The organism is Nocardia sp. NPDC004860 (genome assembly GCF_040609015.1).
In the GTDB taxonomy this organism is placed as follows: domain Bacteria; phylum Actinomycetota; class Actinomycetes; order Mycobacteriales; family Mycobacteriaceae; genus Nocardia.
This window is the reverse complement of the sequence record NZ_JBEXJI010000002.1, coordinates 662,455-675,689: the sequence shown is the minus strand read 5'-3', so window position 1 is coordinate 675,689 and position 13,235 is coordinate 662,455. Positions and strand designations below refer to the sequence as shown.

At 68.1% G+C, this 13,235-nt stretch carries 13 protein-coding genes and 1 pseudogene; 7 read left to right on the top strand and 7 right to left on the bottom strand.

Translation table 11 applies throughout. The annotated features are described in order from the left end of the window. Positions 1-20 precede the first annotated feature (20 nt). Together ABZV44_RS07170 and ABZV44_RS07165 are read right to left on the bottom strand one after the other, a co-directional pair. Positions 21-449: a nitroreductase family deazaflavin-dependent oxidoreductase gene (locus ABZV44_RS07170; RefSeq protein ID WP_354832941.1), complete on the bottom strand. Its 429-nt coding sequence runs from the start codon at positions 447-449 to the stop codon at positions 21-23. Between the two features lie 57 nt (positions 450-506). Then, positions 507-701: a hypothetical protein gene (locus tag ABZV44_RS07165; protein ID WP_354832939.1), complete on the bottom strand. Its 195-nt coding sequence runs from the start codon at positions 699-701 to the stop codon at positions 507-509. A 111-nt stretch (positions 702-812) separates the two neighbouring features. On the opposite strand from ABZV44_RS07165, the gene ABZV44_RS07160 reads away from it, so the two are divergent. Then, positions 813-1,685, top strand: coding sequence for a class II glutamine amidotransferase (locus ABZV44_RS07160; protein WP_354832937.1), 873 nt, complete (start codon positions 813-815; stop codon positions 1,683-1,685). 29 nt (positions 1,686-1,714) lie between these two features. Here the strand turns inward: ABZV44_RS07160 and ABZV44_RS07155 are convergent, their stop codons facing one another. Together ABZV44_RS07155 and dinB are read right to left on the bottom strand one after the other, a co-directional pair. Then, positions 1,715-2,512: a DUF2470 domain-containing protein gene (locus ABZV44_RS07155; protein WP_354832935.1), complete on the bottom strand. Its 798-nt coding sequence runs from the start codon at positions 2,510-2,512 to the stop codon at positions 1,715-1,717. Between the two features lie 36 nt (positions 2,513-2,548). Beyond that, positions 2,549-3,751, bottom strand: coding sequence for a DNA polymerase IV (gene dinB / locus ABZV44_RS07150; RefSeq protein WP_354832933.1), 1,203 nt, complete (start codon positions 3,749-3,751; stop codon positions 2,549-2,551). A gap of 269 nt (positions 3,752-4,020) precedes the next feature. On the opposite strand from dinB, the pseudogene ABZV44_RS07145 reads away from it, so the two are divergent. From ABZV44_RS07145 to ABZV44_RS07135, 3 genes and pseudogenes are all read left to right on the top strand, one after another. Then, positions 4,021-4,251: pseudogene (locus ABZV44_RS07145) on the top strand (Tn3 family transposase); the annotation flags it as partial. Positions 4,252-4,424: 173 nt separating this feature from the next. Beyond that, complete coding sequence (locus ABZV44_RS07140) at positions 4,425-5,309, top strand: alpha/beta hydrolase (protein WP_354832931.1); 885 nt, start codon at positions 4,425-4,427, stop codon at positions 5,307-5,309. Then, positions 5,303-5,929 carry a TetR/AcrR family transcriptional regulator C-terminal domain-containing protein gene (locus ABZV44_RS07135; protein ID WP_354832929.1) on the top strand — a complete coding sequence of 209 codons (627 nt, stop codon included), beginning with the start codon at positions 5,303-5,305 and terminating at the stop codon, positions 5,927-5,929. Before ABZV44_RS07140 ends, ABZV44_RS07135 begins: the two co-directional genes overlap by 7 nt. Before the next feature lie 118 nt (positions 5,930-6,047). Here ABZV44_RS07135 and ABZV44_RS07130 read toward each other — a convergent pair whose 3' ends face one another. Beyond that, positions 6,048-6,266: a hypothetical protein gene (locus tag ABZV44_RS07130; protein ID WP_354832927.1), complete on the bottom strand. Its 219-nt coding sequence runs from the start codon at positions 6,264-6,266 to the stop codon at positions 6,048-6,050. Positions 6,267-6,522: 256 nt separating this feature from the next. Beyond that, positions 6,523-7,761, bottom strand: coding sequence for an FAD-dependent monooxygenase (locus ABZV44_RS07125; protein WP_354832925.1), 1,239 nt, complete (start codon positions 7,759-7,761; stop codon positions 6,523-6,525). A gap of 98 nt (positions 7,762-7,859) precedes the next feature. Here ABZV44_RS07125 and ABZV44_RS07120 point away from each other — a divergent pair, with 98 nt between their 5' ends. Together ABZV44_RS07120 and ABZV44_RS07115 are read left to right on the top strand one after the other, a co-directional pair. Beyond that, complete coding sequence (locus ABZV44_RS07120; RefSeq protein WP_354832923.1) at positions 7,860-8,909, top strand: WYL domain-containing protein; 1,050 nt, start codon at positions 7,860-7,862, stop codon at positions 8,907-8,909. 60 nt (positions 8,910-8,969) lie between these two features. Then, the gene (locus ABZV44_RS07115) at positions 8,970-10,874 is read left to right on the top strand and encodes an alkyl sulfatase dimerization domain-containing protein (protein WP_354832921.1); all 1,905 of its coding nucleotides are present in this window, start codon (positions 8,970-8,972) and stop codon (positions 10,872-10,874) included. 16 nt (positions 10,875-10,890) lie between these two features. Here ABZV44_RS07115 and ABZV44_RS07110 read toward each other — a convergent pair whose 3' ends face one another. Continuing rightward, positions 10,891-11,529 carry a TetR/AcrR family transcriptional regulator gene (locus tag ABZV44_RS07110; RefSeq protein WP_354832920.1) on the bottom strand — a complete coding sequence of 213 codons (639 nt, stop codon included), beginning with the start codon at positions 11,527-11,529 and terminating at the stop codon, positions 10,891-10,893. 82 nt (positions 11,530-11,611) lie between these two features. On the opposite strand from ABZV44_RS07110, the gene ABZV44_RS07105 reads away from it, so the two are divergent. Beyond that, positions 11,612-13,120 carry an FAD-dependent monooxygenase gene (locus tag ABZV44_RS07105; RefSeq protein ID WP_354832918.1) on the top strand — a complete coding sequence of 503 codons (1,509 nt, stop codon included), beginning with the start codon at positions 11,612-11,614 and terminating at the stop codon, positions 13,118-13,120. Positions 13,121-13,235 lie beyond the last annotated feature (115 nt).

Sequence of the window (13,235 nt, the reverse complement as noted above, 5' to 3'; positions counted from 1 at the left end):
TCCGGCGAAACGCGACATTTTCACGCTGCGGCCGTGCGGGTCAGCACGACGACGGGAATCTCCCACGCCACTTTCGCTTGGAAATCCGCGATGAAGGGCGTCACCTCGAGCTGCCGGTCCCACAGCCGCGCCCGCTCGTACCCGCTCGCGACCACGGCGATGACCGGCCAGGTCTCGGTGCCCACCTCGACCGTCCCGGCCGGGTTCGCCACCAGGTTGTGATACCAGCCCGGCCGGTGCGGCCGGCCGCCATTGGCGGCGAAGACCACCAGGCGGTCGCCGTCGCGCTGATAGGCCAGCGGCCAGGTGCGCTCCTGCCCGGTGCGGGCCCCGGTGGTGGTCAGCAACAGGGGATCACGCTCGGCGAACTGCCCGCCGACCTGTCCGCCCCCGGCCCGGAATTGCTCGATCACTTCTTCGTGCAGTCGCTGACGCGCAACGTCGGTCATGGTCGGCATCAACTGTGTTGCCGCCGTGGGTATTCCGCTCCCGGCGGCGAATCCGCCTCAGTGCTGCAACCGCCATTCCGCATCCGGTTTCGGAAGCGGCCAGGTCCACCGGTTCTGCATGCGCAGCTCCAGTAACTGCTGTCGGCGACCACACGACTGCTCGGTGTCACCCTCGCCCTCGACGCAGTTGCGGTGGATCCACATCATGGCTTCCACCGTGCCCGAGAGGCGCATGGCGTCATGCTCGGGCATACGATGATGCTCGAGTACCGACGGCGTGTCCGACATGGCCCAATCATCCCCCAGCCCGGCCGTGCTGTCGTCCAGTCCACGCGTCTTCGCCTCTCGTGAGAGGAGTTGGTCATGTGTCGTCTGTTCGGACTCTCGGCCGCGCCGCAGCGGGTGCACGCCACCTTCTGGTTGCTGAAGGCGCCGGACAGCCTGTCCCAGCAAAGTCACCGCGAACCCGACGGTGTCGGCCTGGGCACCTTCACCGCCGCGGGCGCGCCGCTGGTGGAGAAGCAGCCGATCGCCGCCTACGAGGACAAGCTCTTCGCGGAGGAGGCCCGCGAACGCGAATCCGAAACCTTCGTCGCGCATGTCCGCTTCGCCTCCACGGGCGGACTGATGATGCGCAATACCCATCCGTTCGAGCAGCACGGGCGCCTGTTCGCGCACAACGGAGTGCTGCAGGGGCTCGACGCGCTGGACCACGAGCTCGGTGACTATCGCCGACTCGTCCACGGCGACACCGACTCCGAGCGCTTCTTCGCCCTGATCACCGCCCGGATCGACCATCATGCGGGCGATGTCACCGCGGGCATCACCGACGCGGTCGGCTGGATCGCCGACCGGCTGCCGCTCTACGCGCTCAACCTGATACTCACCACCGCGACCGAGCTGTGGGCCCTGCGCTATCCCGACACCCACGAGCTGTATGTCCTCGAGCGCGCCGCCGGTGGCGCACAGGGCGATCGGCGGCTCGACCACGCGAGTCACCGTCACAGGGGCATTCGCACCAGCAGTGGCGCGCTGACCGACTATCCCGCTGTCGTCATCGCCAGCGAACGCATAGACGACGACCCCGGATGGCGGCTCCTCGCCTCCGGCGAACTGCTCCACGTCGACGGGCGTCTGGACGTGCGGTCCAGCATCATTCGGGATTCCGCACCCCGCCACCTGCTTTCGCTCGCCGATCTCGACGAGACCGCCGCCGCCTCACAGACCGCGCACTGACGATCACCGCTGCGGCATGGTCCGGTCGGTCACTCCGGTCGCGAGACCCGGGCCAGATCGACAGTGGCCGTACGCAAGTCGGCGATGCTGTCGATCGGTGCGAGATAGCCGATACGGGTGACCGCGATGCCACGCGGGGTGGTGACCCGCAGGTCGAGGCCGAAGCGGTCGGCGCGTTCACAGACCGCGGCGGTCGCGTCCGGGTAGCCGCCGCGGGCGTGGGCCATGTCCAGCAACGCGTCCGCGTGATCGTCATTGAGGTGTGCGATGGCACGGGCCGCACCGGGGATGATCGGATCGGCCTGGGCGGCCGCGTATTCGTCGGCGGTCGCGGAATCCATGCGGCCGTACCCGCCGACCCAGCGGGCCCGCTGCACACGCAGCACCCACACCGTGAAATCGCTGAAGTCGATGTAGGTCTTGGCCGCCGGGACCGCGGCCAGGTGGGCCTCGCGGGCCGCTACCGCCTCCTCGCCCTGCGGGCGTTCCGCGGCACCGGCGAGCGTCAATCGCGTTCCGGCCAGCGGGTCCTCCGGCAATTCCGGGGTCACGATGGACAGGCTGGCGCGCGGATCGGCCGCCAGATTTCGGCCGTGCTCGGCCATCCGGGACACACACAGGACCGGTTGTCCCGCAAGCAGTCCATACGTGACGAAACTGGCCCAGGGGCCACCGTCGGCCGACAGGGTGGCCAGGGTGGCCGTATTCGTCGCCGCGGCAACGGTTCTGGCCTCATCCGCCGCGGACGGCCGGGTGGTGATCGCGATGGGGGTCAGCGGCGGGGGAGTCGAGGGCGCGTCGCCCGGGTCGCCGTGGTCGAGAGCCATGCGTCACAGGCTACCCGCGCCGCCGAACAGGACCGATCAGTCGGGAAGGATTGGCACCGACAGCCCTTCGCCCTTCCGCAGCAGGGCCGCACGCGTGACGGTGCCCGCGCCGAAGCGATCGCGCAGTGCGTCCAGGGTCGAATCGAGGGTGGATTCCGCACGCGGCTCGAACGGCAGCGACAGCTGCATGGTGTCGGCGTCGTCCAGATTGGTGAGGGACAGGCCGATGAGAGTGAGGCCGCCGCGCTCCCGGATCAGCGGCAGGGTCGTGGCCAGCAGAGTACGTGCCGCCCGCAGAACGGTCTCGCCGCTGTCGGTCGCCTCGGCCAGCGTGTGCGAGCGGGTGGCGCGCGTGAAATCGTCGAAACGCATGCGCAGCACCACCGTTCGGCACACCCGCCGGGCTTTGCGCAGCCGGTGCCCGAGCCGGTCGGCGAGACCGTGCAGATACGCCTCGAGCTCCTCGTCGCTGCGATGACGGCGGCCCAGCGCCCGCTGCGCGCCGATCGAGCGCCGGCGTCGCCCGGTGTCCACGCGGCGCGGGTCCCGCGCCCATGACAGGGCGTGCAGATGCCTGCCCGTGGCCGGACCGAGCACCGCCGCGAGCGGCCCCTCACCCAGGTCCGCAAGCTGCCCGACCTTGGTGATGCCGCGTTCGCGCAGCTCCCGCGCGGTCACCTCGCCGACGCCCCACAGGCGTTCCACCGGCAGGGGATGCAGGAATTCCAGTTCCCGGTCGGGCGGAACCTCCAGCAGCCCATCGGGTTTGGATACCGCGCTGGCCACCTTGGCCAGAAACTTCGTGCGCGCCACCCCGACCGAGATGGGCAGTCCGACCTCCGCGCGCACCCGCGCCCGCAGCCCGCGCGCGATATCGACCGGAGTGCCGGCGATCCGCCACAGTCCGGCCACATCGAGAAACGCCTCGTCGATGGAGATGCCCTCCACCTCGGGCGTGGTGTCGCGGAAGATCTCGAACACCGCCTTGCTGGCCTCCGAATACGCCGACATCCGCGGCGGCACCACGATCGCATTGGGGCACAAGCTCAGTGCCTGACGCACATTCATGGGCGTCCGCACCCCGAACGCCTTCGCCTCGTAACTGGCGGCCAGCACGACTCCGCCGCCGACCAGCACCGGCCGCCCCTGCAGCCGCGGACTGTCGCGCTGCTCCACCGACGCATAGAAGGAGTCCAGGTCGGCATGCAGAATCGCGGCCCGCTCGGGGCGCGCGCTCATCCTCGTGATCGAACCGGACACGAACATATGTTCGCATACCTGACGGTCTGTTGTCCGCGTGTCCCGCTCACCCGGGTCTCGGTAGTAATCGCGCGAAAAACAACACATATGTCCGGACCAGCAGCGATGGCGTTGTGATCGGTTCGGCCTGCGGGCGGGTGCGGTAGGCGCTCGGCGTGGCTGCCGATGAGGTTGGTCGGTGTGCTGGAGGTCGGGATTCGTGGCGACGCAGGTGTTCGCCGCTGAGGAGTTGGCGCGGCTGCGGGAGTACCCACGTGACCGATCAGCGCACCACCTACGGCACCGAGGTCATCGTCACCACCCGTCGCGAAGCCCATTACGTGCTGGACGAAATCCTGGGCAACGCGACGGATCTGCCGATCAGCGAGCACGCGACAGAGACCGATGGCGTCATCGTGGTCAACTTCTGATGTGAGGGCGGTCGGATCGATCCAGAGGGCGGCAAGTTCGGCGTCGAGCAGCCACCGGCGGCTTCTGCGCCCGGGGCGCCAGACCGGAGGTAGTCCGGATCACCCAGCCTCGCCGCCGCTCCCAGCACAGTGTGTGCCCGCAAGCCGGATCCGAGATCCACTTCGCTACAGTGTAGATGTAGTCTACGATGTAGATAACACGTGGAGGAGTGGTGATCGTGGCTCGTAGCGATGCTTCGCGAATGGTCGAGGTGCCCGGCGCCCGGCTGTACACCGAATCGGCCGGGACCGGTCCGGTCTTGGTGCTCGTCTCCGGTGGCGGGGGTGATGCGGGGATGTACGAGGAAGTGGTGCCGTTGCTGGCCGAGCGGTACACCGTCATCACGTTCGACCGGCGGGGGAATTCGCGTAGTCCGTTCACCACGGCCGATGCTGCGATCGATCCCGCGACCCAGGCCGACGATGTCGTCGCTGTCCTGGATGCCTACGGGATCGACCGCGCGTCTCTGTTCGGCAATAGTGGCGGCGGCATTGTCGCACTGGAAGTGCTTGCCCGGCATGGTGATCGGCTGGTGGCCGCGGTCGTGCACGAACCGCCGGTGATCCAGCTGCTGCCGGAGGACAGTCCCGCTCGGCAGGAACTGCTGAACATCAGCCGGCTCGCCGTGGAGAAGAGCCTGATGCGCGGCTATGCCGCGTTCGGCGCTCTGACAGCGCCGAACATGCCCGCAGTGTTGCGAACGACCGCGGGTCAGACTGTGCTGGCCGGCGCGAGCCAGGCGGCGCTGACGGTGGGATCGATGGTTCGGCGGATCACCGGCCGCCGGCCGTCCACGATGACTCGCCAACTGCTCAATGCGAATCTGCTGCTGACACGGGAAATGCCGGCGTTTTGCTTCGGTTATCGGCCCGATGTGGATGCGCTGCGAAAGGTTGAGGTGCCCTGGCGCCTGGCGACCGGCCGGGACAGCGTCGGCCGGTCGTACTACCTATCGACCGAGGCTCTTGCCGACGAACTGGGGATGGTGTGCGAGGAGTTCCCGGGCGGGCACGTGGCATATCTGTTGCAGCCCGAGGAGTTCGGTGCGCGGCTGAGCGGGCTGCTGGGGGAGTTGACATCGTGGTGACTGCGGATAAGCGGCTCGCTCCGCCGACCCGGACGGTATTGAACCGCGAATACATTGCGATGCGTGCGCTGGCGCTCGTCGATGAGATCGGTATGGATAAGTTCTCGATGCGCAAACTGGGAACCGCCCTGGGTGCGGATCCGATGGCGGCCTACCGGCACTTCACCGACCAACAGGACCTGTTCGACGGCATGGCCGCGGCGATGTTCGACGAGCTGGAACTGGAAAAGCTGCCCTGGCAAGCGGATTGGCGCGAGATGATGCGGACCTACGCGCATCGGCTGCGTTCCATCCTGGCCCGGCACCCGGATGCGGTACCCATCTTCGCCACCCGTCCGGTGCGCAGCGCGGCGGCCATCGACGTCGGCAATCGGATGATCACGCAGCTGACGGCGGCCGGCTTCGCGCCCGCGGCGGCGCTGCAATTGTCCCGTTGTCTCCGCGAATTCGCGATAGGCCATATCCTCAGCCGGGTGGCAGCGGCAGGGCGTGGCCGCAAGCCGGCGCGCGATTCGCCCGAATACAACGAACTCGCCGCCGCGGCCGACGCTGCGGCCGGCGACTATTTCGACATCGGGCTGACCGCCATGTTCGATGGATTCGACCGGAGCATCGGCTAGGTTCCGATCGTTTCGTTCGTCGCGAACGGCGACTGCCTGCGCACTGGCAATGTGCACGGGCAGTGGTCGCGGGGCAGTGGGTCGGGGCGTCACGCCTGCGGCTCGAACGCCGCGTCCATCAGTTCGACGAAGATCCCCATCGGGCCGCATCGCCCGCCAGCTCAACAAGGGCGAATCCTTGCACGCCTTGCGGCGGGACCTGCTGTACGCCCACGGGGAATGATCCGCGCGAGCGCCGCATCTGCTCGACCGCGAGCCCGTAATACTCTGTGGTCCAGGCGATTACCGCGTTCGCGGCGAGGGTCGGGCACCATGCCTGTTCGGTCTGGCCCTTCACGCGAGGGCCGCCGCATCGATGACGATGTACTGTCCCATATCTCGCCAGCCCGCAGCGAGAACATCGCCTTCCGGCGCGATCGAGGTCGACATCGACGCCGAACTTGCCCAGCTCGGCCCCACCGGCTATCGACCTCTGCGGGTGCGCGACACCTTGTTCTGACCCGGCCATCAACCGGCCGGCTACGCCGGGCCGGCGACCCGGCGAGTACCTGACATCGTGATCGAGCCCAGGGACACGGGCGTCGTGTGGCTGGTCAGTGCCGCAGCCGAGCGGCTGCGGCCAGAATCGGGGTGCTCATGGCGGTGGCTGCGGCGCCGAGTGTGGTGTCGGTGGCCAGGATCCACCGGACGGTTTTCATGGCCAGGGTGAGAACTTCGCTGCCACGCCGGCGCATACCGGCCTCGAAATCGCCCACGGCGTCGGTGAGGGTGGTGGTGCCGTGGGCAGCGGCGCTGACGTGCTCGAGCAGGCTGGCGGCGTCGCGGATGGCCGCGCCCGCTCCCATTCCGGCGGTGGGTGGTGTGGCGTGGACAGCGTCGCCGAGTGCGGTGATACGACCCGCAGGCCAGGGCGCGAGATCGGCTGCGCGGGTGGAGGCGGCGTTGAAGCGGAACCCGGCCACGCTGTGCGCGTCGGCCCGGGCGATGACCTCGAGCGTGTGCTCGGCCCAGCGTCGCTCGCAGAACATGCCGAGCAGCGCGGCCTGCAACTCGCCGCCCCGCAGGTCACGCAGGGAATCGCGGACGGCGGATTCGGGGAACATGGCGCCCCAGATGTAGGTGGGTCCGGTGGTGATCGACATCCTCAGCTCGGGGGCGTCGAGCGCGGTGTTGCCGACCGGGTCGAGGAACCCGACATACAGTGCTGCTCCCCGCGGGCCGATCGCTGTCCCCGATCGTGGTTTCAGTCGCCGCTGCTCGCTGGGGCTGAGGTCTTGCAGGAGGGTGCGGCCACAGAACCCGATGATGCCTGCCGGGCTGTTGGTCGGGCCTCCCGCCAGGTGGCGGCCGACCACCGAGTGGGCGCCATCCGCGCCCACCACCAGGTCCGCCGAGACCGGCGCCTGATCGGTGAACAACACCTGCGGCGCGCCGTGGTCGTCGTGGCCGACACCGGACACGCTGCATCCCAGGTGCAGGTCATCTCCGACCGCTTCGGCCAGCAGCGTCCGCAGGGTGATGCGATCGACGTCGATGCTGCCGCTGCCGCTCAGATCCGGTCCGTAACCGAGCAGCCGGCCACAGCGGTCCCAGAACGCGTCACGCTCGCGCAGCCGCAGCGCCGAACCCGATGCCAGCAACCGCCGCATGATCTTCGGTTCCACCAGATCTGTCAGCGCCGACTGAGCCCGCTCATCCAAGGTGATGTGGTAACCGCCCGTCGCCGCTACATCGGTGTCGCGGTCGAATACCGCTACCTCGAACCCCCGGCGACGTAGACCCGCCCCCAGTGCGAGCCCACCGATCCCGCCACCTACCACGACTACCCGCATACCTGACCGTCCTCTCCACCACTGCCCGTCCGAAACAGAACCCCACACTGACACCGGTTGTGGCCACCGAGTGGCCACAACCCGGTCATGATGGGACGATGGCGAACACCTCACGCCGGGCGTTGCGACTGCTGTCCCTGCTCGGAACAGGCCAGCAGTGGTCGCTGCGCGAGCTCGCCACCCGGCTCGGGGCCAGCGAACGCACCATCCGCCGCGACATCGAAACCCTGCGCCGGCTCGACTATCCGATCACCACCATCCACGGCCCCGACGGCGGCTACCGGCTCGGCGCCGGGCGGACCCTGCCGCCGCTGCTGTTCGATCACGACCAGGCCCTCGCGATCGCGGTGGCTCTGCAGACCGCGCCCAGCACGATGTTCGGCCTCGGAGACGACGCGGCGCGGGCACTGGCCACTCTGCACCAAGTCATGCCCCCCGCGCTGCGGGCATCCATGGAATCCCTGCGCCTGACCCGGCTGCGGAACTATTGGGAGTTCCCCGCGCCCCCGATCGACCCGGCCGCCCTCACCACCGTCGGAACCGCGGTCCGCCACCGCCACCTACTGGTCACCGAGACACTGCGTCCCGACGGCACACGCCCCGAACCCGGTGACCCCGACTTCCTGCCCGCCCACCGCATCGAGCCCCATCACCTGGTCGTCTGGGCCGCCCGGTGGTACCTGGTCGCCTACGACGTCACCGACCATCGATGGCGAGTACACCGCGTCGACCGACTGCACACCCGCCCCACTACTCAGCATTTCTCCGCCCGCGCGCTTCCCGGCGACGACCTCGCCCACTTCGTGATGAGCACCCACGACCGCGGCGACACCCCTGCAGACTGGCCATACACGGGCACCGCCCGGCTCAACCTGCCCGCTCACATCGTGGCCCGCTGGGCACCAGGAGGTTCCGTCGTGGAACACCTCGACACCGAGCACTGCCGACTCACTCTCGGCGCCTGGTCCTGGGCCGGCATCGCCGGCATCCTCGCCACCTTCGACACCGAACTCACCGAACTCCACCCACCCGAACTCGTCCACGCATGCCGCCGCCTCACACATCGCTGCCGGTCCAGCCATATGTGTTGTTCTTCGCGCGATTACTACCGCGACCCCCACCCGACCGATTCGCGCCCCAACGGCTGAGGCGTAGTTTTCAAGGCGCGGCAACACTTCGGGCAACACGGATCGAAGAATGGAGTCGATATGTGCACCCAGCCGAAACCTGCGACCCCGGAGACCGCCCGCGTGCATCGTGACGCGGCTGCGCGCTACGACCTGGCGAACGTGCAGGACTACTCGGATGTGCGACGCGGCCTGATCGCCGAACTGCCGGGGAGTGTCATCGCCGGTGACGGTTCGGTCATCTTCGACCCGCACGCCCTGGACTGGATCGAAGAGGGTGCGCCCGCGCCCGACACGGTCGATCCGAGCCTGTGGCGGCAGAGTCAGCTCATCAAACTGGGTGGCCTGTATCAGGTGTCCGATCGGATCTACCAGGTCCGTAACAACGACATGGCCAACCTGACCGTCATCGAGGGCGACGACGGATTGATCGTGGTCGACTGCATGTTCGGGGTGGAGTCGGCGAAGCAGGGCATGGACCTGATCCGCGCGCACGTTTCCGACAAACCGGTCGCGGCCGTCATCTACACCCACACGCACGTCGACCACTACGGCGGCGTGAAGGGCGTGATCGATCCCGCGGACGTGGCGTCGGGGAAGGTTCCGATCATCGCCCCGGGCACGATCAAGTCGTTCGACAAGTTCGCCATCGGTGAGAACGTCATCGCCGGAAATGCCATGTCGCGCCGCAGTTTCTACGCCTTCGGCGGTCTGCTGGACCTGAACGCCACCGGGCACATCACCTGCGGCATCGGCATCATCTCCACCAAAGGCGCGACCGTCTCCTACATTTCGCCTACCGACTCGATCACCGAGACCGGCACGCGGCGCGAGATCGCCGGACTGGAGTTCGAATTCCTCTACGCCCCCGACACCGAGGCGCCCGAGGAACTGCACATCTGGATTCCGGAGCTGAAGGCACTGACCTGCGCGGAGAACGCGAACCATGCGCTGCACAACATTCAGACCCTGCGTGGCGCCCGCACCCGCGATGCCCGCAATTTCGCCCGCTACCTCGACGAGTCACTGGAACGGTGGGGCGACGATGCCGTGGTGCACTACGGACCGCACACCTGGCCGGTGTGGGGCAATGACCAGGTGTGTGCCCTGCTGGAAACACAACGCGACACCTACAAGTACATCCACGACCAAGCGCTGCGGCTGGCCAACAAGGGATATACCCCGTTGGAGGCGGCCGAGATCATCGAACTGCCCGATGAATTGGGCCGCAACTGGGCCAATCGCGGCTATCACGGCACCGTGCATCACAATGTGCGCGCGGTGTTCACCAAGGAGCTCGGCATGTGGGACGGCGATCCGGTGTCGCTGCACCCGCACACGCCGGTCGACTCGGCCACCCGCTTCGTCGAATTCGCCGGAGCCGACGCGATTCTCGCCGAAGGCCGGCGCGCTTTCGAGGCCGGCGACTATCGGTGGGCGACCGAGATCCTGCACAAACTGGTCTTCGCCGATCCGGGCAATACCGCGGCCCGGGAATTGCAGGCCGACGCCTACGAGCAGATGGGGTATCAGGCCGAGGGGCCGCAGTGGCGGGGCGTCTTCCTCAGCGCCGCAAAGGAATTGCGTGCGGGTGTGCAGCCGCCGCCCTATGTGACGGCCGGCCCGGACTCGATTCTGGCCATGCCGATCGACATCCTCTTCGACTTCGTCGCGGTCCACGTGATCGGCGAAAAGGCCACCGGCGCGAACATCGGCATCAATCTCGATTTCACCGATTCCGGACAGCAGTGGACGATGTGGGTGCGCCGCGGCGTTCTCAACGCCCGCCAGGGGCGCGCCGACGATGTCCGGGTGACGGTGTCGGGCCCGAAGGCGGCGCTCGTCGAGGTGCTGCTGACCCCGGGCAGCGCCGGGGAACTCGCCCGCTCGGGCGCCATCACCCTCGACGGTGATGTGACCGCACTCGGCGAACTCGCCACGTTGCTGGACGATTTCGAGCCGACATTCCCGATCGTCACCCCCTGATCGGGCGATACTCGGGCTACCGGCGGCGGTCCTCGCGGACCGTCCCCGCGAGGATGGCGGTGAGGCCGGCGGTGAATCTGCGGTCGCGTCCGCCGGTCATGATGGAGATGGTGTCGCCGGTGGGGTTCGGGCGTGGGGCGCCGGCGGTGAGGGCCGAGACCAGTGGCTGCCATTCGCCGGACCGCTCGAGTTCCAGGTAGGCCTGTTCCTCGATGACGAAACCGGTTGTGTAGGAGCGCAGGACCGATTGCAGGTCGCCGGGTTCGAAGGGCGGTACGACGATGCCCTGCAGGAGTGTCATGAGGGTGCCCGACAGTTCCACCGTGGCCGCGAAGGGGGAGTAGGAGCCCGCGACGATGCGACCGCCGTCACGGAATCGGAGCATCGCCGCGCGCATGCGCTCGCAGCAGGCGACGACCTGGGCGAGCGTCGGGGCGTCGAGGTCGATATCGGACAGGTCGATGGTGGCGTAGACGGCATCGGACATGGCGCGCTGGAGATCTCGGCGATCCTTCAGATGCTTGTACAGCGCGCCGGGAGTCACCTCGGCGGCCGCCGCCAGTCGCCGCATGGTGAGCGCGTCCAATCCGTTCGCCGACACGTACTCGTGGGCGATGTCTACCAGCCGATCCCGGCTCAATCCGCGTTTGACCATCGGTCCAGAGCCTAGCGGTGGGCACGCGGCGGCCGGGTTTGCGTGGTTGACGATACGGATCACCTCCCTTAGCCTTCGTCTGGTGAACAATGTTTACCAGACCGGTGTCGTCATCGCCGGAGCCGGTCCGACCGGGCTGATGCTCGCCTGCGAATTGCGGCTCGCGGGAATCGAAGTGGTCCTGCTGGATGCCCTCACCGCCCGCACCGGACAGTCACGGGCGGGTGGCATCAATGCCCGGACCATGGAGATCCTCGATCAGCGCGGGCTGATGGAGCGAGTGCTGCCGCACGGCTATGTGTTCCGCGGCCGGGGTCCGGGGCATTTCGCCGGGCTGCCCATCGAGTTCGGCGATCTGGCCACCCGGTATCCGACCGGACTGGTCATCACTCAGGCCGATCTCGAGACCCAACTCGACCGGTACGCAACCGAATTGGACGCACCCGTGAGATGGGATTCACCGGTTGTCGGCCTCGAGCAGGACTCCGATGGTGTCGAGATCCGGGTCGGTGGAGCGCACGGCCGCCGCGTCCGGGCCGCATATCTGGTCGGCTGCGATGGTGGCCGCAGTGCGGTCCGCAAGCTGGCCGGGATCGAGTTCGCCGGGACCGACGCGACCATGGTCGGCATGATCGCCGACGCCGAACTGGCGGACCCGCCGCCCGGCTGGATCCTGACCGAGCGTCGCGGGCCGGGTGATTTCTCGGTCCTTCCATTGCAGCCCGGCTGGTTCCGGCTCATGGTCAACCGGCACGACCGCGTCCTCGACCACGCGGCCCAACCTTCCTTCGAAGATTTCCGGGCATCCTTCCGCGAGGTGGCCGGCAACGACTACGGGATGCACAGTCCCCGCTGGGTGTCGCAGTTCGGCGACGCGGCCCGCCTGGCCGAACGCTACCGTTCGAGCCGCGTACTGCTGGCGGGCGATGCCGCGCACATCCATTTCCCCGCCGGCGGCCAGGGATTGAACACCGGGGTGCAGGATGCCGCCAATCTGGGTTGGAAGCTGGCCGCCGTTCTGCACGGCCGCGCGCCCGAGGCCATGCTCGACACCTACGAATCCGAACGCCGGCCGGTCGCCGCGCGCGTCCTGCAGAACACCCGCGCCCAGATCGCGCTCATGCGCCCAGGGCCGCACACCGAGGCGCTGCGTGAAACGTTCGCCGGACTCTTCGACATCGACGAGGTCCGAAACCGCCTCGGCGACATGCTCTTCGGCCTGGACATCCGCTACGACGTCGGCGACGGCCACCCGTTGTCCGGCTATCGCGTCCCCGACGTCGACCTCACGCTGCCCACCGGCGGTACGCGCGTCCACGAACTACTCCGCAGCGGCCGTCCGGTCCTGCTGTCCCTGAACGGAATCCGCCCGCGACTCGGCGATTGGCAAGGTCACATCGACGTCGTCCACGCCCGCTGCGATGCGGGCCGGTGGCCGGTACCCGGCCTCGGCGACATCCCCGCGCCGACAGCAGTCCTGGTCCGGCCGGACGGCTACGTGGCATGGGCCGCGGATGAACCCTGCGACACAGGTCTTTTCGAAGCGCTCAGCGCCTGGGTCGGTCCGAGTGCTACTGCACCACGGGCCTGACCGGAGCAGCGCGCGTTCACGAGGTTCTCCATGGCCGGCCCGGAAAGGCCTCGGCGGCGTCCCCGGATCGATGGGACTCGGTGGGCCGAGCCGGAATTCGGGGACGCCGCCGTAG

Coding starts and splice junctions, on each gene's coding strand:
- ABZV44_RS07170 (WP_354832941.1), bottom strand. CDS start 449: ATGACCGACGTTGCGCGTCAGCGACTGCACGAAGAAGTGATCGAGCAA.
- ABZV44_RS07165 (WP_354832939.1), bottom strand. CDS start 701: ATGCCCGAGCATGACGCCATGCGCCTCTCGGGCACGGTGGAAGCCATG.
- ABZV44_RS07160 (WP_354832937.1), top strand. CDS start 813: ATGTGTCGTCTGTTCGGACTCTCGGCCGCGCCGCAGCGGGTGCACGCC.
- ABZV44_RS07155 (WP_354832935.1), bottom strand. CDS start 2,512: ATGGCTCTCGACCACGGCGACCCGGGCGACGCGCCCTCGACTCCCCCG.
- dinB (WP_354832933.1), bottom strand. CDS start 3,751: ATGAGCGCGCGCCCCGAGCGGGCCGCGATTCTGCATGCCGACCTGGAC.
- ABZV44_RS07140 (WP_354832931.1), top strand. CDS start 4,425: ATGGTCGAGGTGCCCGGCGCCCGGCTGTACACCGAATCGGCCGGGACC.
- ABZV44_RS07125 (WP_354832925.1), bottom strand. CDS start 7,761: ATGCGGGTAGTCGTGGTAGGTGGCGGGATCGGTGGGCTCGCACTGGGG.
- ABZV44_RS07120 (WP_354832923.1), top strand. CDS start 7,860: ATGGCGAACACCTCACGCCGGGCGTTGCGACTGCTGTCCCTGCTCGGA.
- ABZV44_RS07115 (WP_354832921.1), top strand. CDS start 8,970: ATGTGCACCCAGCCGAAACCTGCGACCCCGGAGACCGCCCGCGTGCAT.
- ABZV44_RS07110 (WP_354832920.1), bottom strand. CDS start 11,529: ATGGTCAAACGCGGATTGAGCCGGGATCGGCTGGTAGACATCGCCCAC.